The organism is Rhodococcoides kroppenstedtii, from assembly GCF_900111805.1.
Taxonomy (GTDB): domain Bacteria; phylum Actinomycetota; class Actinomycetes; order Mycobacteriales; family Mycobacteriaceae; genus Rhodococcoides; species Rhodococcoides kroppenstedtii.
Window position 1 is genome coordinate 358,622 of sequence record NZ_FOJN01000001.1, and the last position, 21,239, is coordinate 379,860.

The following is a 21,239-nucleotide window of genomic DNA, read 5'->3' on the forward strand; positions in this document are numbered from 1 at the left end:
TGCGTTTGCAATCAGCGCGTTTCGCCGCGGCCCGGTCGATCGCCGACGACACTGTCCTCATGGCGGACACAGGACCGGGCAGCGCGAGTACGAGTCGTCGCGGACCGGTGGTGGTGGGGGTGGACGGTTCGGCCGACGCGGAGGACGCCGTGTCCTGGGCCGCCGACGTGGCGGGGCGACAGGGACTGGACCTGATTCTCCTCACCGCGGTGGCCTCGGGGGTCCACGTGACCGCGACCGTCGACAGTCCGCCGGGGTCCACCGCGGACGCCCTCCTGGGCCGGGCCCGACGCGTCGCAACGGACCGGCTCGGCGATGCCCGAGTCCGCATCGACGTCGAGTCGGACCACGGCACACCGGCCGGAGTCCTGGTCGACCGGTCCGAGACGGCGTGGCTCGTGGTCGTGGGCACCCGCGGACTGGGCGAGTTCACCGGGGGCCTGTCCGGGTCGGTCAGCACGGCGGTCGCCACCCACGCGCGCTGCGCCGTCGCCGTCGTCCCGGACGGAACGGCCCGGGCCACCGGGCCCGTCGTCGTCGGCGTCGACGGGACGGCCAACAGCATGCCCGCCCTGCGTCTCGCGTTCACGACGGCCGCGGCACGCGGCGAGCGGCTCGTCGCCGTGCATGCCTGGAGCGACGTCGACCGGCATCTCGAGCCCGACGCCTGGTCTCGCACGGAGGAGGGTGAGCAGGCCGCCCTGGCCGAGTCGCTCGCGGGGTGGTCCGAGGAATTTCCGACCGTCGACGTCGAGCGCGTGGTGGTGCGCGATCGACCGGTCCGCGAACTCGTCGCCCGGTCGGCGTCCGCCTCGACGGTCGTCGTCGGACGTCGCGGCCGCGGCGGGTTCCGGTCCCTCCTGCTCGGCTCGACGTCGCGCGCGGTCCTGCATTCGGTCGAGGTTCCGGTGGTGGTCGTCCCGGCCGGAGACGAGACCAGGTGACGCCGGCTCTGCCGGACGTCGTCGAGGTCCGCTCCCTCTATCAGCCGGTGGTGGATCTGACGACGCGGGCGATGGTCGGCGTCGAGGCCCTCGCCCGCGGTCCGGCGGGCTCCCCGTTCGAGCGGCCGGAGGAACTGTTCGCGGCGGCACGGGCCGCGGGCCGCCTGCGCGAGATCGACTGGCTGTGCCGGGTCAGCGCACTGCGCGGCGCGCTCTCGGCACCGTTGCCGCCGGGTCAGGTGCTCTTCGTCAACATCGAGCCCGGGGTCACCGACGGATTCGTGCCCCCCGATGCCGTGGACCTGCTGCAGCGTGCGGAGCAGCTGTCCGTCGTCGTGGAGATCACCGAACGCGATCTGCTCGTCGACCCCGCCGCCCTGCTCCGGGCGGTCGATCGCACCCGCGGCCGCGGATGGATGATCGCGGTCGACGACGTCGGCGCCGACACCGCGTCGTTGGCGCTGCTCCCCTTCCTCGAGCCGGACGTCATCAAGCTCGACATGTCGTTCACGCAAGCCCGAGCCGCGGACGACACCGCGTCGGTCGTCTCCGCCGTGGCCGCGGAATCGGGGCGGACCGGGGCGCGCGTCCTCGCGGAGGGTATCGAGACCGAACAGCACCTGAGGCTGGCCCTCGATCTGGGTGCGGGCCTGGGCCAGGGCTACCTGTTCGGCGAGCCGGCGCCGCTGCCTCGGCGGGCTCCCGAGCCGACCCGGTCGGTCGCCACGCTCGACACGACGGCCGACACCGCCCCCGTCGGCACCGCCGTCGGCATCACCGCACGTCGTCGGCCGCAGGCCACACCGTTCGCCGTCGGCGCGGCGTCCGGACCGTTGCAGCGGGCGGACGGCGAACTCGTCGTCTCACTGTCGCGCCGCCTGGAGCGACAGGCACTGGCCAACGGCCCGTCGACGGTCGTGCTCACGACCATCCCCTACGCCTTCCCACTCGACACCGAGGCGATCGACGCAGCCCGAGGAGTCGGCACGTCCGGCGCTCTGGTCGCCGTGTTCGGGCGCGACGCGCACCGCGCCGCGCTGCCGACCCTGCCCAACCTGCGAACCATGGACGTTGCGCCCGACGACCCGATCGCGGCCGAGTACACGCTGATCGTCGTGAGTCCGCACCTCACGGCCGGGATGCTGGCCCGCGTGGTCCACGACGGCCCGGAACCCGGCTTCGACTACCGCCTCACCTACGACCGCGGCGTGGTGCTCGATGCCGCGACGTACCTGCTCGACCGAACATCCGCCGCCGCTCCGATGTTCGGACCCCCGGTGAACGGGTAGTCGCGGGTCGTGACGTCCATTCTGTCCTCCGCCCCCGCAGTTCAGGCCGCCGCCGCTCTGCCCGCTCCCCGCGGGCCGCTGTCGGAGTCGGTGATCGGCGCCCTGGCAACGACCCCCGACTCGGGATCGGCGGCTCTCGCCGGCACCGCCGTCGCCGGGGCCGATCCGTACGGTGACGACCTGCACCTCGCGCTGTACGTCTGCTACGAGCTGCACTACCGCAGCTTCGTCGGCGTGGACGATGCCTGGGAGTGGAACCCCGAGCTGCTCCGCCTGCGCGGCGACATGGAAGCCCTCTTCCTCGACCACCTGCGCGCCCGAGTGCCCGCCGGCGGCTCGGTCGACGACGAGATGGACGTGCTCGCCACCGAACACGTCGACGGCAGCGGCCCGTCGTACCACCTCCGCGATCACGGCACGGCCGAGCAGATGCGCGAGTACCTCGCCCACCGGTCGCTCTACCACCTCAAGGAGGCCGACCCGCACGCGTGGGCCATCCCGCGTCTGCAGGGACAGGCCAAGGCGGCCTACGTCGCCGTGGAGTTCGACGAGTTCGGCGGCGGTCGCGGATCCCGCATGCACCAGGTGCTCTTCCGGGACCTCCTGGAGGCCGCCGGCCTCGACTCGTCGTACCTCGGCTACCTCGATCGCGTGGGCGCTCCCACGCTGGCCCCGGTCAACCTCATGTCCTTCTTCGGGCTGCACCGGCGGTGGCGCGGCGCCGCGGCCGGTCACCTCGCCGCGACCGAGATCACCTCGTCGCCCGGCTCGTCACGCCTCGTCGCCGCCCTGCGCCGGCTCGGGTTCGACGAGCGGTGCGTGGCCTTCTACGCCGAGCACGTCGAGGCCGACGCGGTGCACGAGCAGGTGATGCGACACGACGTCGTCGGGGACCTCGTGACGCGCGATCCCGCCCTCGAGGCGGACGTCGTCTTCGGGATGCGGGCGCTCGGGTACGTCGAGGACGTACTCGCCGCGCACCTCATGGACACCTGGGCCGAGGGCCGTCGCACCATCGAGCTCTGACGCTCGTCCGATTCGTCCGATTCGGGGCCTCCGTACACTGGATTCCGAAGCCGACGTTGGAGGAACGATGGAACCCCTGCTGCTGATCGTCGTCGTCATCGCCCTGGTGGGCGCTGTCGTGATGATCTCCCAGAAGAACACCGGCAAGCGCGAGGCCGTCGCCGTCGACGACGCGAAAGCCGATGCGCGGCAAGCGATCGAGCGGCTCGGCGGACAGGTGTTCAATCTGGTCGGCAGCGATACCGCCTCCAGGCAGGCCCTGGCCGACGCCTCCGAGCGCTACACCGCGGCGGGCTCGCAGATCGACCAGGCGCGCACCTCGGCCCAGGCGCGACTGGCCAAGCAGACCGCCCTCGAAGGCCTGTACTACATCCGCGCCGCGCGCCTCGCCATGGGCATGGACCCCGGCCCGGACGTGCCCACCATCGACGGCCAGAAGTCGGCCGGCGAGGTCACCGAGGAACGCACCGTCGACTTCGAGGGCCGACAGGTCACCGCGGCGCCCGCCCCGAGCGAGAAGACGCCGAACTACTACCCCGGTGGCCGGGTCGCAGGCCGTCCCGTGCCGGCCGGCTGGTACTCCGAGCCGTGGTGGAAGCCCGCCCTCGTGGCCGGCGCCTGGGGCGTCGGGTCGATGTTCCTGTTCTCCGCGATGTTCTCGGGGATGGCCGGCGTGGGGTACGACGCGCAGGCGTTCGAGGACGGGTACGGCGACGGGTACCAGGACGGTATGAACGACGGTGGTGGTGACGGCGGCGATGCCGGTGGCGACTACGGCGACGGCGGTGGCGACTACGGCGATGCGGGCGGTGGCGACTTCGGCGGCGGGGACTTCGGCGGCGGGGACTTCGGCGGCGGTGGCTTCGACTTCTAGTCCGCCTGGCAGGTCGGGCACCAGAAGAGGTTGCGGCCCTTCATGTCCTGCGTACGGATCGGCGTTCCGCAGATCCGGCAGGGCAGACCCGTCCGCTTGTACACGTAACTGCGCGGCCTTCCGGGACCCCGGGAGGCCGCGCTGTCGTGTTCGGGGCGCAGGGTGACGATGCGCCCGCGCCGCACCCCGATCTTCATGAGGTCGACCAGGTCCACCCACATCTCCGACCATCGCTCCACATCGAGCTTCCTGCCCGGCAGAAACGGGTCGACGCCGTGTCGGAAGAGCAGTTCGGCGCGGTAGACGTTGCCGATGCCCGCGACCACGTCCTGTTCCATCAGCAACGCACCGATTGCCACCGACGACTTGTGGATGCGGTGGAACGCCTTGTCCGGGTCGGACTCTCGGCGCAGCGGGTCCGGACCGAGCCGCGCCACGAGCGCGTCGACGTCGGACTCGTCGAAGATCTCGCAGCGCGTCGGCCCACGCAGATCGGTGCCCTTGTCCCGGCCGACCAGCCGCATCCGCACCTGGCCGACCGGATCCTTCATGGGCACGGGCTGATCGGTGAACTTGCCGTAGAGGCCGAGGTGCACGTGCACGATCGCCCCGTTGTCGTATCGGTGCAGCAGGTGCTTGCCCCACGCATCGGCGCGCAGCAGCACATGCCCGGTGACCCACTCCGCGCCCTCGTCGAACCGCCCCTGCGGACTGGACACCTCGAGTTCCTGACCGGCGAAGGACTTCTGGTGCGCGCGGGCCAGACGATGCAGGGTGTGACCCTCGGGCATGAGCGGTCCTGTCCGGTGGGAAGGGTGTGGGCCCTTACTGTTCGGAGCCGGCGGGCGCTCCGGGCACTGCCGGTGCGTCGCCCGTGCGCTCGTACTCGGCGAGGATGTCGATGCGACGCTGGTGCCGCTCCTCCCCGGACCACGGCGTCTCGAGGAACGCGTCCACGATCGCGAGGGCCTCGGGCAGGGTGTGCATCCGGCCGCCGATGCCGATCAGCTGCGCCTTGTTGTGCTGGCGGGCCAGCTGCGCCGTCTCCACGCTCCACGCCAGGGCGCAGCGCGCGCCGGGCACCTTGTTGGCGGCGATCTGCTCACCGTTGCCGGATCCGCCGAGCACCAGGCCGAGGCTGTCCGGATCGGCCACCGTGCGGCGCGCGGCCTCGATGCAGAACGCCGGGTAGTCGTCGACGGCGTCGTAGGTGAACGCACCGCAGTCCACGGGCTCGTGCCCGGACTCGCGGAGGTGGTCGATGATCTGATTCTTGAACTCGAAGCCGGCGTGATCGGCACCCAGGTAAACGCGCATGGCTAGAGTTTGACAGGTGCGCGGCACCGGCTCGGCCTCCGCTCCCCCGGTCGCCGGTGTGGACGGCGCCGCCGGCCGCTGGGTGGTCGCCGTCCTCGCCGAGGGCGCCGTGCGCCTCCACCTCGCGGACACCCCGGCCGACGTGCTTCGGACGACCGCCGACTGCGCCGTGGTCGGCGTCGACATGCCGCTCGTGGTGCCGGTCGACCGAACGCGGGACTCGGAGGTCGCGCTGCGGGCCTTTCTCGGCCCGGCCCGCTCCTCGTTGTTCCCCACCCCCGTGGCCGACGCGGTCCGGGCCTCGTCGTACGAGGAGGCGTGTGCGGCGTCGCGCGCCCGGACCGGCAAGGCGATCAGCAAGCAGGCCTGGTTCCTGTGCCGGCACATCTTGGACTGGTCGGCTGCGCTGGGCGCGTCACCGGACCGGAACCGGGTGGTCGAGGTCCATCCCGAGTCGTCGTTCCGCGCTCTGGCGCCCGAGGTGGCGTTCGGGTCCAAGAAGCGGGCCCGCGGTCTCGCGCAGCGGCTCACGGCGCTGGACGCCGTCGTCGACCCGGCCGCCGTGCTGGAGGCCACGGCCTTACTGGACGACGGCCCCGCGCTCGACGACGTCCTGGACGCGGTGGCCGCCGCGTGGTCGGCCCGGCGTTGGCGCGACGGAGAGGCTCTGACGTTCGGCCGGTCGCCCGCCGACCGCATCGTGGTGTGAGACGTGCGGCGGGGGCCGACGCCGTGGCGCCGACCCCCGCCACGAGTCCGCGAAAACGCTTGTCGCTCAGTCGAACTGCGGATCCTCGTGCCGAGTTCGCTTGAGCTCGAAGAAGTGCGGGTACGACGCGAAGATCACCGAGGCGTCCCACAACTTGCCGGCTTCCTCGCCGCGCGGAATGCGCGAGAGGACGGGTCCGAAGAACGCGACGCCGTTGACGTGAATGGTGGGCGTGCCGACGTCGTCACCCACTTTGTCCATGCCGGCGTGGTGGCTCTCGCGCAGCGCGTCGTCGTAATCCGTGCTGGTGGCCGCGGACGCGAGTTCGGCGGGCAGATCCAGTGCGGCGAGCGAGGACTCGATGACGCTCGCGAAGTCCTTGTTCCCCTCGTTGTGGATTCGCGTGCCCATCTCGGTGTAGAGGGGTTCGAGGATCTCGTCCCCCTTCTCCTGCGCGGCCGCGATGGCCACGCGTACCGGACCCCACGCCTTCGTCATCAACTCGCGGTACTCGTCGGGCAGGTCGCGGCCCTCGTTCAGCACCGCGAGGCTCATGACGTGGAAGTTGGTCTCGATGTCGCGGACCTTCGCGACCTCGAGGATCCACCGCGAGGTGATCCAGCACCACGGGCAGAGGGGGTCGAACCAGAAATCCGCCACGTCCTTGGTCTCGCTCACATCTGTCCTTCCGTCGTGGAAACTGTGCGCTCGCACCCGCGCTGTGCGCGGTGCGCCCACACCTGTTTGTACCCCCATCTCCCGGACGAGACATGATGGGATGTGTCGAGCCCGTGCGGAGAGCACGAGCTCCGTTCACCTCCGCGCATCATCCGCCCACGAGAAGGAAGGGTGCACGTGGTTGCTCCCAATCTGACCAGGGACCAGGCCGAGACCCGTTCGGGCCTGATCGCCGTGTCGCACTACGCCATCGACCTCGATCTCACCGACTCGGCCGGTGGGCCGGGCGAGAAGACCTTCCGGTCGAGCACCACCGTGTCGTTCACCGCCACGCCCGGTTCGTCGACGTTCGTCGACATCGTCGCGGCCGGCGTCCACAGCGCGACCCTCAACGGCACCGACCTCGACGTCTCGGACTACGACGAGTCCACCGGCATCGCACTGCCGGACCTCGCCGAGACCAACGAGCTCACCGTCGTCGCCGACTGCGTCTACTCCCACACCGGGGAAGGACTGCACCGCTTCGTCGACCCCGCGGACGGATCGGTCTATCTCTACAGCCAGTTCGAGACGGCGGACGCCAAGCGCATGTTCGCCTGCTTCGACCAGCCGGACCTCAAGGCGACGTTCGCGCTGACGGTCACCGCGCCGTCGGGCTGGGCCGTGATCTCCAACGCGGCCGCCGGAGACACCGAGACCGGTGACGAGACCACCGGAGTACGCCACGTCTTCGAGACGACGCCGGTGATGAGCACCTATCTCGTCGCGCTGATCGCCGGGCCCTACGCCAAGTGGACCGACAGCTACAGCGACGACCACGGCACCATTCCGCTGGGCATCTACTGCCGCGCGTCGCTCGCCGACCACATGGACGCCGAGCGGCTCTTCACCGAGACCAAGCAGGGTTTCCGCTTCTATCACGACAACTTCGGCACGCCGTACGCCTTCGGCAAGTACGACCAGCTGTTCGTGCCGGAGTTCAACGCGGGCGCGATGGAGAACGCGGGCGCCGTCACGTTCCTCGAGGACTACGTCTTCCGGTCCAAGGTGACGCGCTACTCCTACGAGCGCCGCGCGGAGACGGTGCTCCACGAGATGGCGCACATGTGGTTCGGTGATCTCGTCACCATGCGCTGGTGGGACGATCTGTGGCTCAACGAGTCCTTCGCGACGTTCGCCTCGGTGCTCTGCCAGGCCGAGGCCACCGAGTACACCAACGCGTGGACGACCTTCGCCAACGTCGAGAAGTCGTGGGCCTACCGCCAGGATCAGCTGCCCTCGACGCACCCCATCGCGGCCGACATCCCCGACCTCGCGGCCGTGGAGGTGAACTTCGACGGCATCACGTACGCCAAGGGCGCCAGCGTGCTCAAGCAGCTCGTCGCCTACGTCGGACTCGAGGACTTCCTCGCCGGCCTGCGCAGCTACTTCCGCGACCACGCCTACGGCAACGCGACGTTCGACGATCTGCTGTCGGCCCTCGAGACGGCGTCGGGACGGGACCTGTCGGATTGGGGCGCGCAGTGGCTCCGCACCACGGGACTGAACACGCTGACCCCGGACTTCACCGTCGGTGACGACGGCACCTACACGGCGTTCGCCGTCGTGCAGGGGCCGGCGGAACCCGGTGCGGGCGAGCGTCGTGTCCACCGCATCGCGGTCGGGGTGTACGACGACGACGCGACCGGCAAGCTGGTCCGCACCCACCGCGTCGAACTCGACCTCGACGCGGCCGAGCGCACCGACGTGGCCGAGCTGGTGGGCGTCCCCGCGGGGCGCTTCGTCCTGGTCAACGACGACGATCTGACCTACTGCTCGCTGCGCCTGGATCCGGCGTCGCTCGAGACCCTGACGTCGCGGATCGGCGACATCGCCGAGTCGCTCCCCCGCACCCTGGCGTGGTCGGCGGCCTGGGAGATGACCCGTCAGGCCGAGACCAAGGCCCGCGATTTCGTCGCGCTGGTCGAGCGCGGGATCGACGCCGAGACGGAGGTGGGTGTGGTGCAGCGGCTGCTGCTGCAGGCGCAGACCGCCCTCGGCTCCTACGCCGATCCGGAGTGGGCCGAGAGCACCGGCTGGCCGGGCTTCGCGGACCGGGTGCTGGAACTGGCCCGGGCCGCCGAGCCGGGTTCCGACCACCAGCTCGCCCACGTCGGCGCCCTGACGTCGTCGGTGCTCGCCGACCGGCATCTGGACGTGCTGCGGGCGCTGCTCGACGGCGACACGACGGGGCAGGGCCTGACGGGCCTGACCGTGGACACCGATCTGCGGTGGCGCATCGTCACCGCGCTCGCGCGCAGTGGTGCCGTGGACACCGGCGACGAGACGCCGACCATCGACGCCGAGGCGGAGCGCGACAACACCGCAGCGGGAGCACGGCACGCCGCGGCCGCACGCGCCGCCCGGCCGCAGGCCGCCGTGAAGGATCGGGCGTGGACCTCGGTCATCGAGGACGACAGTCTGCCCAACATCACCGCGCGGGCCATCATCGGCGCGTTCCCCGGCGTCGGCCAGGGCGAGCTGCTCGCGCCGTTCGTCCAGCGCTACTTCGACGTCGTCGCCGACGTGTGGGCACGCCGCTCCAGCGAGGTCGCGCAGACGGTCGTGGTCGGCCTCTACCCGTCATGGGCGATCTCCGAGGACGCCGTCGCCGCCGCGGACGCGTTCCTGGAGGGCGATCATCCCCCGGCGCTCGCGCGGCTGGTCGTCGAGGGCCGGGCGGGCGTGGTCCGCTCTCTCCGCGCCCGCGCCGCGGACCGGGCCTGACACGCCGAGAGCCCGTCACCGATCGGTGACGGGCTCTCGGATGTTCGGGGTGAGCGTCAGGCGGACGGGCTCGCGATCGCCGCGCTCATGACGCGGACGGCCGCGACGAGACCGTCGATGAGGTCGCCGTCGCGGAACGGGCTCAGCGCGGCGGTGACGCCGAGCTGCGCGATCCGATCGTCGACCCGGTGCGCGATGCCGCGACCGGACCGGACCTCGATCACGCGCTGGTTGGGCGAGACCGCGATGAGCACGGAGTACTCGGACTCCGGCGCCGCGGCGAGCGCCTGCTCGGCACCCACGGCGGGGTCCGCACCGAGGTCACCGACGACGATGCTGAACCGGATGCCGGTACGGCGGGTCGCCTCGATCAGCGTCTCGTCGAGCTGGATCAGCTCGTCGGCCGCGAAAGGCGAGAGGTCAGGGTTGGGCGTGCCCACCTGGTGCACGCCGGAGACGCGTCCGCTGGCCGTGACGACGTGGCCGACGGGCAGGTCCTCCTCGTTCACCGCGCGATGCGCGAGTTCACCACTTGCCACTTGCCCGGCCTCCGATCAGTGCCTGCGAGCCCGCGGTGAGCTCGGCGTGTCCCGAGTGCGCAGCACCCGCTTGATGTGTGTACGGCGTGACCTCGTCCGTCGCCGTCCACAGCACCGGCGCGTGCGTCCAGGTCTGCCCCAACCGGTAGGGAGCCGGACGCGGTGCCGGTGCGCGAGACGTGATCTTCGCGAAGACGAACAACGCGAGGAAGATCACGAGCGGGATCAGTCCGAAGATCACCGTGGTTTCCAGGATGCTCACGCCGCTCAGCCTAGTGGACGGGCCCGGGGACGTCCGCTCAGGCAGCACCTTCGCCGAGGTAGGGAAGCCACGTCGGGTCGAGCTCCTTGATGCCGGCCAGCAGCCGCCAGTGCGGCCCCGTGGGGGGCGTGAGGGCCGCCCGCAGGGTCCACCCCAGCTCGGACAGCAATTTGTCCGCTTTGCGATGATTGCACGGAGCGCAGCAGGCGACGCAGTTCTCCCACGAGTGACCGCCGCCGCGGCTGCGCGGTACGACGTGGTCGATGGTCTCCGCCTTGCCTCCGCAGTAGGCGCACCGGAAGCGATCACGGTGCATGAGCGCCGACCGCGTCATGGGGATGCGGGCCCGATACGGCACGCGCACGTAGGTGCGGAGGCGGATCACGGACGGAACCTGCAGAGCCAGGTCGACGGAGCGGACCACCGGCCCCTGGTCGTCGTCGTGCACGACGGTGGCCTTCTCGCACACGAGGAGAACGACGGCGCGACGCATGGGCAGGGCGGTGAGCGGTTCGTAGGTCGCGTTCAGCAGGAGCACGCGACGGGAGAGCCAGGCCGGGACGCAGTCGTCACCGGCGGGCAGCGCGTCCCGGTGGAGCGGGTCGGCGGTCACCGAGCGCAGGGCTCGATGGCCGGAACTGGTGTGGGCCCCCGACGACGGCGCGGACGGCGCGGAACGCGCGTCGGTGGGCGACAGTTGTCGATGTTCGGCGAGGGCTGCGGGCCGGTTCTTCGTCATGCCACCTCCAGTACGCACCACACGCGCTGTCGACCCCGCCGGGGGCGGGTCTGATGCGCGTCGGTCGGCATCGCGCCGCCGGAGTGCGGCCGACGCCGACACACGTGACGTCGACAACAGTGCATCACGGATCGACGCAGGACGCACGGCGTTTCGGGGGTCGGTGAACCGTCCGGCGGGTGAATTCTCGGGACCCCGGACCGGATTCACGGGGCCGGGGCCGGGAGGCCGATCCGTAGACTGTTCGCCGTGTTCTCGACTCTTGCGCTGTCCGAGACCGGCCGCGACTGGCTGGTCGACCGTCCGCTCCAGATCGTGGGCTATCTCGCGTTGGCGCTGGTGCTCCGATTCGTGCTGCACCGGGTCATCGACCGGGTGACGCTGCGGCGCCCCGGCGACGGGCGCAAACCCGCCCTGCTCAAGCCGCTCCGCGAACGTACGTCGACGAAGTTGCAGGCCGACATCGTCCACGAACGCCGGTCGCAGCGCGCCCGCACCATCGGGTCCGTCCTGAAGTCGGGCGTGTCCGTGACCATCCTGGTCTGGTTCGTGCTGTCGGCTCTGTCCATCGTCGGGGTCAACGTCGCCCCGTTCATCGCCTCGGCCGGCATCGTGGGCGTGGCGCTGGGCTTCGGTGCGCAGAACCTGGTGCGGGACTTCCTGTCCGGCATCTTCATGCTGCTCGAGGATCAGTACGGGGTGGGTGACATCGTCGACCTCGGCGAGGCGACGGGCACCGTCGAAACGGTGGGTCTGCGCGTCACCACCGTGCGGGACATCTCCGGCACCCTCTGGTACGTCCGCAACGGCGAAGTTCTCCGCGTGGGCAACATGAGCCAGGGCCACGCCGTGGCCGTGCTCGACCTCCCCGTGGCCCATACCGCGAACATCGACACCGCGTGCGAGGTGGCGGAGCGGACCGCGACCGAGGCGATCGCGCACGGCGACTTCGACGACGACATTCTCGAATCTCCGCAGATGCTGGGCGTCGACGCGGTGACCTCCGACACCGTGACCCTGCGCCTGACCGTCAAGGTCCGGCCCGGGCGCCAGTGGGCGGTGCAGCGCCGTCTGAACCGACGGATACTGGAGGCGTTCGACGAGGCCGGTATCGCCGCGCCGTACCCCAACGGGCGCCCGTTCGGCACCGCCACCAGCTCCGCGACCACGTGAGGACTCCCCCGATGACAGCAGGCGGCGACACCCCGGCGAAACAGCCCGCGAAGCCCGCGCAGACGTTCTACGACGCCGTCGGTGGCGCGGAGACCTTCCGTGTCCTGACGGCCCGGTTCTACGAGGAGGTCGAGCGCGACGAGATCCTGCGGCGCCTCTACCCGGAGGAGGACCTGGGGCCGGCGGAGCGGCGTATGCGGATGTTCCTCGAGCAGTACTGGGGTGGCCCGCGCACGTACTCGGACGAGCGCGGCCACCCGCGGCTGCGGATGCGGCACAACCCGTTCGTCATCGGCCCGTTCGAGCGCGACGCGTGGCTCCGTGCCATGCACACGGCGCTGGCGTCGATCGACTCGGACACGATGGACGACGAGCACCGACAGCAGTTCGTCGACTACATCGAGATGGCCGCACAGTCGATGATGAATTCCCCGATCTGAGCCGCCCCTGCCGGGCCGGTCAGCCCGTGAAGCCGCCCGACCGTGCGCCCCCGCCCCGCAGCTTGCGGGCGACGCGCATGGCGAACCAGATCGGACGCGGGATGTGCGGACGCAGGATGGCGTGCTTGCGCACGTAGTGCGGCACGTGCCAGCGGGCCCAGGTGTCGGCGTGGAAGAGCGCCGCGTCGCCCGCGCGGAGGGTGCGCGGCGGCTGCCCGGCGGACGTGACGATCACTTCGCCCTCGATGACGTGGATGGTCTCGTCCTGCTCGAAGTACCAGTCGAACGTGCCGGCCGTGCAGTCCCACACCCAGGTCGACGTGGTGGTGTCGGGGCTGCAGGACCACTGCCCGCTGCGGGCGACGGGATTGCCCGCGACGATCCACGAGGGATCGATGGGGGCGGCGGTGAGCTCGACGTCGTCGAGGCGAACGGCCTCGAAAACGGGAGTGGTCATGTGCATTCCTTTACCGTGGCTTGACGATCGCCCTGAAAATACCCTACGAAACCGACTCGTGGTTGCTTTACCGTCGACGGGCGGTTGCACCGGCCCGAGGGAAGTCCACGCCACGACGGTGTCCGTCCCCGGCACTGGCACTATGACTGCTGTGAACACGCGCGCCAGCAGAGCCATCGCCGCCCGTCGCGGCGGTGCCGGGGCACCCTGGTGGTCCGACGCGGTCTTCTACCAGATCTATCCCCGCTCCTTCGCGGACGCGAACGGAGACGGTGTCGGCGACCTCGCCGGAGTTCGCGACAAGTTGGGCTATCTCGAACTGCTCGGCATCGACGCTCTGTGGCTGAGCCCGGTGATGCGGTCCCCGATGGTCGACCACGGGTACGACGTGTCCGACCCCCGTGACATCGACCCGCTGTTCGGCACGCTCGACGACATGGACGGCCTCATCACCGACGCGCACGCGCGCGGCATCAAGGTGACGATGGACCTGGTGCCGAACCACACCAGCGACGAGCACCCGTGGTTCCGGGCCGCTCTGGAGGCCGGACCCGGTAGCCCCGAGCGCGATCGGTACATCTTCCGTGACGGGCGTGGGGACGGATCCGAGCCGCCGAACAACTGGCCCAGCATCTTCGGCGGCCCGGCCTGGCACCGTGTCACCGAGGCCGACGGCACACCCGGTCAGTGGTACCTGCACATCTTCGCGCCGGAGCAACCGGACCTGAACTGGCACAACGACGAGGTTCGCGCCGACCTCGAGGCCACGCTGCGATTCTGGCTCGACCGCGGGGTCGACGGATTCCGTATCGACGTCGCGCACGGTATGGCCAAGCCGGCCGAGCTGTCGGACATGGACCTCACCACCAACGAACTGATGCGCAACGCGGACGGCGACCCGCGGTTCGACCAGGACGGCGTCCACGAGATCCACCGCGCCATCCGCCGGGTCGTCGACGAGTACGACGCCATGACGGTCGGCGAGGTCTGGGTGCGCGACAACGAGCGCTTCGCCCGCTACCTTCGACCCGACGAGCTCACGCTCGGGTTCAACTTCCGACTCGCCGAGGCAGCGTTCGACGCCGACGAGGTCAAGGACGCCGTCGACAACTCCCTCGCCGCGGTGGCGCTCGCCGAGACCGAGGGCACGCCCGGTGTGCCGACCTGGACCCTGTCGAACCACGACATCGACCGGGAGGTCACCCGGTACGGCGGCGGCGAACTCGGCACCCGCCGGGCCCGCGCGATGGCCCTGGTCACGCTCGGACTGCCCGGGGTGGTGTTCCTCTACAACGGCGCCGAGCTCGGCCTGCCCAGCGCCGACGTTCCGGACGACGCCCGACAGGACCCGGCGTGGTTCCGGTCGGGCGGCACGGAGAAGGGTCGCGACGGCTGCCGGGTGCCCCTCCCCTGGGAGGGCGACGAGCCGCCGTTCGGCTTCGGCACCGGCGAGCCGTGGTTGCCGATCCCCGCGGAGTGGGCCTCCCTGACCGTCGAGACGCAGCTCGAGGACACCGACTCGATGCTGAACTTCCATCGGACGGCTCTGGAGCTGCGGGCGACGCGGCCGGAGTTCGCCCACCCCGGACTCGATTGGTACGGCAGCCCGCCGGGATGCCTGGCCTTCCGGCGGCGCGGCGGACTGGTCTGCGCCCTCAACACCACCTCCGAGCCCGTCCCGCTGCCGCCGGGGTCGGTGCTGCTGTCCTCGACCCCCGTCGTCGACGGGATGTTGGCGGGCGACTCCGCCGCCTGGCTGGTCTGACGTCCGTCCGCGCTGCGCGGATTGTGGTCACGTGCTCAGGTTGCAACCGGTGAGGGTGACCGGAACCTGCGCGGGAACGAACCGTCAGCGCCCCCGGGTCACCATGAGCGGGATCGACGCGCCCCGAGCGCGGACGACGGAGCCGTAGCGCGCGTCGAGGCGCACCCACGAGCGGTGCAGCCGCACCCGTACGCGGTCGTCGGAGTCCTCCCCGGGCACGAACTTCATCGCGTTGAGCGCGAACACCATCCGCATGGGGATGTCGACGGACTCGTCGGCGGACCGCGCCGTCAGCACCGTCTGATCGAGCAGCGAGGTCGGTGGGCCGTGCTCCCCGCCGTGCTCGCGGGCCAGGGCGACGCCGCGCTCCGCGAGATCGACCAGAACGGGCCCGGGAATGTCCTCGACGTGGACGAAGCCGTCGGCACGCTCACCGGGAACCGGTCCGCGCCACGCGGAATCCATCGCGAACCCGGGATCGAACGGTGCCGATCCTGCGCCGGCGAGCAGCGCGCGCAACCCGTCGGCGGCGACGGTCACGTCCGCCGGCTGCAGGGAGCCGCGCACCGCGCGGGTGGCCAGGACGTCGAACCCGGTCTCGCACCAGGCGACGACGTGATCGGGCGCCCGTCGCCGCAGACGGACCACCGCGGCCGCGTCGAGCCGCGTGACGTGCCCGAGGAAGGTGGACAGGTCGCTCCGGTCGGACGGCGCGGGGAGGGTGAGCGACCGTTCGGCGAGGGCGCCGGTCACGGGCGGCCGGTCGTGTCCGCACGCACCCAACGCTGAAGGTACTCCCGCTCCGCGGGCGCGAGTCGGCGCAGGCGCTGGGTCGCGATGTCGAACACGGCGATCTGTGTGGAGGCGACGATGGACGGCGGGGTGGACATGGCCGCGCCGTGCGGTCGCACCTCGTACCCGACGGTGAAGTCCACCGCCCGCAGCTGCTGGGTCCACATCACCACGTCGAGCGGAGTGTCGTCGTGGCGGAGTTGGCCGCGGTAGCGCACGCGCAGGTCGGTGATCACGGCGCTGTTGCGGAGGGTCGCGGTGGGGACGCCGTCCGCCATCAACCACGGAATGCGCGCCTCCTCGAGCAGCGTCACCATGCGGGCGTGGTTGATGTGCTGGTAGGCGTCCATGTCGGACCACCGCACCTCGACGGGGCAGTGGAATCCGACGGGCTCGTCCGCTTCGCGATCGGTCACCCCGACAACCTAGCGGGTGCCGGCGCCCGTGCTCGCGGCCCGAACCATGCTCCGGATCTGCCGCGCCGCGACCGACAGGGTGGCGAGGTCGACGGTCCCCGATTCGCCGATCTCCGTCAGGGCCGCCCGCGCCCGACCCAGCCGGGAAGCATTGGTGGACTCCCAGTCCGCGATCATCTCCTGCGGGGTCTCTCCGGGGGCGCCGCCGTCGACGACATCGAGTGTGAGCGCCCGCAGCGACGAGTAGAGATCGTCCCGCAGCGCCAGCCGGGCGAGGGAATGCCACCGGTCGCCGCGTTCGAGCGTCGACACGGCGCCGAGCAGCCAGTCGATGCCCAGGTGCTCGCTCAGGGCGTAGTAGACCCTCGCGATCTCCACCTCGTCCGCGCCGCCGATGTCGGCGACCTCGACGACATCGAGGAGGCAGAAGACGTCGAGAAGCCGAAACACCCTGTGCGCCAGGTCCGTCGGCGCACCGAGCTCGATCGCCGCGGTGGATCGTGCGAGACCCGCGTCCGCGAGCCGACCGGCCGTCCATTCCGACAGGTGCGGCGCCATCGACCGGACCTTGCGGGCGAAGCGGGTGATCTCGGCGCCGACGGCGATCGGTTGCGGCCGGTTGGTCAGCAACCACCGCGAGCCCCGATCGAGCAGCCGCCGACTCTCGAGCACCAGGGCGTCCGAGGCGGCGGTGGGCATGTCCGTGCGTGCGATCTCGTCCCACAGGTCGTGCAGGCCGAAGATCTCGGTGGTCGCGGCGAAGGCCCGCGCCGCGTCGGTGCTGCCGACACCGGAATCCTCGGCGAGCCGGTAGGCGTAGGTCAGCCCGGCGTGATCGACGGTGTCGTTGACGATGCGCGTGGCCACCAGTTCCCGTCGTAGCGGGTGCGACCGGACCGCGCCGGCGAAGCGCTCGCGTAGCGGCTGCGGGAAGTAGTCGACCAGGAGCGGAGCGAACACGTCGCTGTCCGGCAGTTCGGTCGCCAGCAGGTCTTCCTTCACGGCCAGCTTGACGTGCGCGAGCAGGGTCGACAGCTCGGGTGAGGTGAGTCCGATCCCGTGCTGGAGGCGTCGGTCGATCTCCGCCGGGGACGGAAGGGCGTCGAGTTCCCGGTCGACGCGGCCGTCGCGCTCGAGGTCCGCGATCTGGCGTGCGTGCACGCCGAGCAGATCGGGCGCGTGGGAGCGGGAGACGCCGAGCACCTCGTTCTGCGCCACGTTGTCGGCGAGCACCAGGGCGCCCACCTCGTCCGTCATGGACGCCAGGAGGTCGGTGCGCTCGTCGGGGTCCAGATCGCCGGCGGTGACCGCCGAGTCCAGCAGGATCTTGATGTTCACCTCGTGGTCGGAGCAGTCGACTCCGGCGGAGTTGTCCACCGCGTCGGTGTTGATCTTGCCGCCCGCCAGGGCGTACTCGATCCGACCGAGGGCGGTGACCCCGAGGTTGCCGCCCTCGCCGACCACCTTCGCGCGCACGTCGGCCCCGTTGACGCGCACCGCATCGTTGGCCTTGTCCCCCACGTCGGCGTGGGACTCCGTGCGCGCCTTGATGTACGTGCCGATACCGCCGTTCCAGAAGAGGTCGACCGGGGCGCGCAGGATCGCGCGCATGAGGTCCGGCGGCGACAGCGCCGTCACGTCGTCCTTCAGGCCGAGCGCCGCCCGAATCTCCGGACCGATCGGCACCGACTTGACCGTGCGGTCGAACACGCCGCCGCCGCCGCTGATGAGGTCGGAGTCGTAGTCCCGCCACGACGAGCGCGGGAGCTCGAACAGTCGTCGCCGCTCCGCGAACGACGCCGCGGGGTCGGGATCGGGGTCGAGAAAAACGTGGCGGTGGTCGAACGCCGCGACGATCCGGAGACGGTCGCTGAGCAGCATGCCGTTGCCGAAGACGTCGCCGCTCATGTCGCCGATGCCGACGACGGTGATCGGGTCCCGCTGGGTGTCGACGCCGAGTTCGCGGAAGTGCCGCTTGACGCTTTCCCACGCGCCCTTGGCCGTGATGCCCATGGCCTTGTGGTCGTAGCCCACCGACCCGCCGGACGCGAAGGCGTCGCCGAGCCAGAAGCCGTACTCGGCGGACACTTCGTTGGCGAGGTCCGAGAACGTCGCCGTGCCCTTGTCGGCGGCCACCACCAGGTAGGTGTCGTCGTCGTCCCGACGGACGACGCGCGTCGGCGGCACCGTCGCGCGGGTCTCGGGATCGAGATTGTCGGTGACGTCGAGCAGGCCCGCGATGAACATGCGGTAGCACGCCCGGCCCTCGGTCTGCGTCGCCTGCCGGTCCGCGGCCGTGTCGCCGGTGGCGACCGGCGGCCGCTTGACGACGAAGCCACCCTTGGCGCCGACGGGCACGATCACGGCGTTCTTGACGGCCTGCGCCTTCACCAGACCCAGGACCTCGGTGCGGAAGTCGTCACGGCGGTCGGACCACCGGAGACCGCCGCGGGCGACCGCACCGAAGCGCAGGTGCACGCCCTCCACCCGCGGTGAGTACACGAAGATCTCGAACCGCGGACGCGGTTGGGGCAACACGTCGACGGCCCGCGGATCGAACTTGAGCGACAGGAACGGCCGCGCCGCCCCGTCGGCTCCCCGCACGAAGTGGTTGGTCCGCAGCGTCGCGCGGATCAGACCGAGCAGAGATCGCAGCACTCGGTCGGCCTCGAGGCCGACCACCTCGTCGATGAGCTGCGTCAGCGTGTCGGCGAGCTCGGTCGCGCGCTCCTCGGACCGCGTCCCGGCCTCGTCGACCGCATCCGGGTCGAACTGCGCGTCGAACAGATCCGCGAGCAGACGCGCGGCGCGTGGGTCCGCCAGCAGCACGCCCTCGACGGTGTATTGACTGTAGGGAAAGCCGGCCTGCCGCAGGTACTTCGCGTACGCACGGAGCACGACGGCGCGACGCCAGTCCAGTCCCGCCCGCAGGACGAGCTCGTTGAAGCGGTCGGCCTCGGCCCGGCCGGACCAGACGGCGTGGAAGGCGTCGGTGAACCGGGCACCGAGCTCGGCGGGGTCGACGTCACCGAGCACCTCGGGCTCGGCAGCGAGACCGAAATCGTAGATCCAGCAGCGCACCCCGTCGGGTCGGACCACGGCGTAGGGACGTTCGTCCACCACCTCGACGCCGAGGCTCTGGAGAACCGGAAGCACTTGCGAGAGTGACACTTCCGCCCCGGAGACGTACAGCGAGAAGCGCCAGCGGCCGCGCTCGGAGTTCTCCGGGCGGTACAGGCACATGTCGATCGCGTCGCCGGTCAGCTCGCTCACGCGGGCGATGTCGCTGAGCGCGCGGGCCACGCCGAAGTCCTGCTTGTACGCCTCGGACAGGGCGGCGGCGTAGCGCGCGGCCATGTCGGGCGACACCCGTGACGTCGTCGCCGCCGCCGTGCGCACCGCGTCGTCCCAGCTGCGCGTGGCCTCGGCGACGAGACCGCGGATGCGCTCGGCGTTGGCCTCGGACACGTCGACGGCGTCCGCGGACTGACCGGTGAAGCGCACCGTGAAATGCACCAGGGCGAGCGGACTGTCCGTCACCCGCGCCTCGTACTCGATGCCCGTTCCGCCCAACTCCTGCACCAGGATTCGCTGCGTCTCGAGCCGAACACGGGTGGTGTAGCTGTCCCGCGGGAGGTACACGAGCGCCGAGACGAAGCGCCCGTAGCCGTCGCGGCGCAGGAACACCAGCACGTCACGGCGCAGCCCGCTGCGCTCCACCGCGGTGGCCACCCGGTACAGGGACCGCGCATCGGCGGAGAAGAGCTCCACCCGCGGCACCGCCTGGATGGACTCGAGCATGACCTGGCCCGACCAGGAGGTCAGGGTGTGACCGGCACGCTCGATGACCGAGCGCACCCGATCCCCCACCACCGGGATGTCGAGCGCGTTGCCGTAGAGCGCGCTGATGGTGAAGAGCCCGACGAATCGGTGCTCTCCCACCGTGTTTCCTTCGTCGTCGAGGTCGTGGACACCGACGAAGTAGGGGTGCACCGTCCGATGCACCGACGTCGAACCCGACGCCTGCGTCAGCACCAGCAGGTCCTCGCGGGCCACCACCCGGTCGGTCGGCAGATCGAAGTCCCCGACGTGCGCGGACCCGTCGGCGTCACCGGAACCGTCGGCGCGCAGGATGCCGAGCGCGGTGCCCTCGATCGGAGTCAGCCCACCGTCCCCGGCGGCGGACGCATCGGTGACGGAGTAACGGCAGCTGCCCAGGAGTCGGAAATTGCCCTCGGAGAGCCACCGCAGCAGTCGCGCCGCCCCCATCCGTGCCTCGGGACCGACGGCCCCGTCGTGGCGCTCCCGGTCGAGTCCCGCCGCCAGATCGAGCAGCCGGTCGCGCATGTCGGCGCTGTCGTCGGCGACGCGGCGCACGTCCCGGAGCACGGCGATGAGCGCGTCCTCGAGCGCGTCGAAGGTCTCCGACGACGCCGCGGGGTGGAGCACGACGTGGATCCACGACTCCAGCACCTCGCCGCCGCTCGCCTGGCGGTCGGCGTCGTCGGCGGGCGTCGCCGACCCGAGGACGCCGCGCAGTCGGCCGTCGGCATCCCGGTCGACGCGCAGGATGGGGTGGACGACGTCCATGACGGCGATCCCGACGCCGCTGAGCCAGGCGGTCACCGACTCGACGAGCATCGGCATGTCGTCGGTGACGATCTGGAGGGCCATCCCGACGCGACTGTCGGTGCCGCGGCGCAACGCCAGAACCGGGGTGCCGGGTCGACGCGACGACGCGAGCTCGGTGTGGAGCCGCACGATTTCCGCGGGGTCGACGTCGCTCGTTCGGCCGAGCTCGTCCGGATCGACGTCACCGAAGTAGGCGGCCTGTACCTGCTCCGTCGTCAGGGCGTCCGATTCCGCCATCTGCGCTCCACCTTCCGACCCGGGTTGCGCCACCGCGACGAGGGTGGGCGGTTTCGTTCGACCCTAACGGTGTCGGCCGGTCGAGAGGGCCGCGGGTGGGCGGCGATTCGGGGGCAATCCGGTTACCGGCCAGTACATTCGGTGCCGACATGCCGCGCAGACGGCGACGGCGCCGACGGAGCGA

19 protein-coding genes are annotated in these 21,239 nt (G+C 70.9%); 9 read left to right on the forward strand and 10 right to left on the reverse strand.

Annotated elements, in window-relative coordinates; translation table 11 throughout:
* Positions 1-59: 59 nt before the first annotated feature.
* The 4 genes from BMZ18_RS01700 (at position 60) to BMZ18_RS19950 (ending at position 4,133) form a co-directional block, all read left to right on the forward strand.
* Positions 60-944, forward strand: a complete 885-nt coding sequence (locus tag BMZ18_RS01700; RefSeq protein WP_068365454.1) for a universal stress protein — start codon at positions 60-62, stop codon at positions 942-944.
* Positions 941-2,233, forward strand: a complete 1,293-nt coding sequence (locus BMZ18_RS01705; protein WP_068365455.1) for a sensor domain-containing phosphodiesterase — start codon at positions 941-943, stop codon at positions 2,231-2,233. The genes BMZ18_RS01700 and BMZ18_RS01705 overlap by 4 nt, the downstream gene beginning before the upstream one ends.
* Before the next feature lie 9 nt (positions 2,234-2,242).
* Positions 2,243-3,259, forward strand: coding sequence for an iron-containing redox enzyme family protein (locus BMZ18_RS01710; RefSeq protein WP_068365456.1), 1,017 nt, complete (start codon positions 2,243-2,245; stop codon positions 3,257-3,259).
* A 67-nt stretch (positions 3,260-3,326) separates the two neighbouring features.
* Entirely contained in the window at positions 3,327-4,133 is an 807-nt protein-coding gene (locus BMZ18_RS19950; protein WP_068365457.1) for a hypothetical protein, read from the forward strand.
* Here the strand turns inward: BMZ18_RS19950 and BMZ18_RS01720 are convergent.
* Together BMZ18_RS01720 and BMZ18_RS01725 are read right to left on the reverse strand one after the other, a co-directional pair.
* Positions 4,130-4,924: an Fpg/Nei family DNA glycosylase gene (locus BMZ18_RS01720; protein WP_068365458.1), complete on the reverse strand. Its 795-nt coding sequence runs from the start codon at positions 4,922-4,924 to the stop codon at positions 4,130-4,132. The two genes, BMZ18_RS19950 and BMZ18_RS01720, sit on opposite strands and share 4 nt — an antisense overlap.
* Before the next feature lie 34 nt (positions 4,925-4,958).
* Positions 4,959-5,450: a ribose-5-phosphate isomerase gene (locus BMZ18_RS01725; RefSeq protein WP_068100075.1), complete on the reverse strand. Its 492-nt coding sequence runs from the start codon at positions 5,448-5,450 to the stop codon at positions 4,959-4,961.
* A gap of 16 nt (positions 5,451-5,466) precedes the next feature.
* Between BMZ18_RS01725 and BMZ18_RS01730 the strand changes: the two genes are divergently transcribed.
* A complete protein-coding gene (locus tag BMZ18_RS01730) occupies positions 5,467-6,159 on the forward strand; it encodes a DUF429 domain-containing protein (protein ID WP_139203718.1) in 693 nt (230 codons plus the stop codon).
* A 66-nt stretch (positions 6,160-6,225) separates the two neighbouring features.
* Here BMZ18_RS01730 and BMZ18_RS01735 read toward each other — a convergent pair whose 3' ends face one another.
* A complete protein-coding gene (locus BMZ18_RS01735) occupies positions 6,226-6,837 on the reverse strand; it encodes a mycothiol-dependent nitroreductase Rv2466c family protein (RefSeq protein WP_068365459.1) in 612 nt (203 codons plus the stop codon).
* 177 nt (positions 6,838-7,014) lie between these two features.
* On the opposite strand from BMZ18_RS01735, the gene pepN reads away from it, so the two are divergent.
* A complete protein-coding gene (gene pepN, locus BMZ18_RS01740; protein WP_068365460.1) occupies positions 7,015-9,603 on the forward strand; it encodes an aminopeptidase N in 2,589 nt (862 codons plus the stop codon).
* A gap of 56 nt (positions 9,604-9,659) precedes the next feature.
* Here pepN and BMZ18_RS01745 read toward each other — a convergent pair whose 3' ends face one another.
* From BMZ18_RS01745 to BMZ18_RS01755, 3 genes are read right to left on the reverse strand one after another with little or no spacing between them, the layout of a single operon-like run.
* Positions 9,660-10,142, reverse strand: coding sequence for a DUF5130 family protein (locus tag BMZ18_RS01745; protein ID WP_074921692.1), 483 nt, complete (start codon positions 10,140-10,142; stop codon positions 9,660-9,662).
* Positions 10,129-10,404: an aa3-type cytochrome oxidase subunit CtaJ gene (gene ctaJ / locus BMZ18_RS01750; protein ID WP_068100069.1), complete on the reverse strand. Its 276-nt coding sequence runs from the start codon at positions 10,402-10,404 to the stop codon at positions 10,129-10,131. Before ctaJ ends, BMZ18_RS01745 begins: the two co-directional genes overlap by 14 nt.
* Positions 10,405-10,441: 37 nt before the next feature.
* Positions 10,442-11,143: an HNH endonuclease gene (locus tag BMZ18_RS01755; protein ID WP_082895167.1), complete on the reverse strand. Its 702-nt coding sequence runs from the start codon at positions 11,141-11,143 to the stop codon at positions 10,442-10,444.
* A gap of 240 nt (positions 11,144-11,383) precedes the next feature.
* On the opposite strand from BMZ18_RS01755, the gene BMZ18_RS01760 reads away from it, so the two are divergent.
* Positions 11,384-12,316 carry a mechanosensitive ion channel family protein gene (locus tag BMZ18_RS01760; protein WP_068365462.1) on the forward strand — a complete coding sequence of 311 codons (933 nt, stop codon included), beginning with the start codon at positions 11,384-11,386 and terminating at the stop codon, positions 12,314-12,316.
* An 11-nt stretch (positions 12,317-12,327) separates the two neighbouring features.
* Positions 12,328-12,756, forward strand: coding sequence for a globin (locus BMZ18_RS01765; RefSeq protein ID WP_068100065.1), 429 nt, complete (start codon positions 12,328-12,330; stop codon positions 12,754-12,756).
* Positions 12,757-12,775: 19 nt separating this feature from the next.
* Here BMZ18_RS01765 and BMZ18_RS01770 read toward each other — a convergent pair whose 3' ends face one another.
* Entirely contained in the window at positions 12,776-13,213 is a 438-nt protein-coding gene (locus BMZ18_RS01770; protein WP_068365473.1) for a cupin domain-containing protein, read from the reverse strand.
* 142 nt (positions 13,214-13,355) lie between these two features.
* Between BMZ18_RS01770 and BMZ18_RS01775 the strand changes: the two genes are divergently transcribed.
* Complete coding sequence (locus BMZ18_RS01775; RefSeq protein ID WP_082833757.1) at positions 13,356-14,978, forward strand: glycoside hydrolase family 13 protein; 1,623 nt, start codon at positions 13,356-13,358, stop codon at positions 14,976-14,978.
* Between the two features lie 84 nt (positions 14,979-15,062).
* Here BMZ18_RS01775 and BMZ18_RS01780 read toward each other — a convergent pair whose 3' ends face one another.
* From BMZ18_RS01780 to BMZ18_RS01790, 3 genes are read right to left on the reverse strand one after another with little or no spacing between them, the layout of a single operon-like run.
* A complete protein-coding gene (locus tag BMZ18_RS01780; protein WP_068365463.1) occupies positions 15,063-15,731 on the reverse strand; it encodes a DUF8010 domain-containing protein in 669 nt (222 codons plus the stop codon).
* A complete protein-coding gene (locus tag BMZ18_RS01785; RefSeq protein ID WP_068365464.1) occupies positions 15,728-16,186 on the reverse strand; it encodes an acyl-CoA thioesterase in 459 nt (152 codons plus the stop codon). Before BMZ18_RS01785 ends, BMZ18_RS01780 begins: the two co-directional genes overlap by 4 nt.
* A gap of 9 nt (positions 16,187-16,195) precedes the next feature.
* Entirely contained in the window at positions 16,196-21,055 is a 4,860-nt protein-coding gene (locus tag BMZ18_RS01790; RefSeq protein WP_068365465.1) for an NAD-glutamate dehydrogenase, read from the reverse strand.
* Between the last annotated feature and the right edge of the window lie 184 nt (positions 21,056-21,239).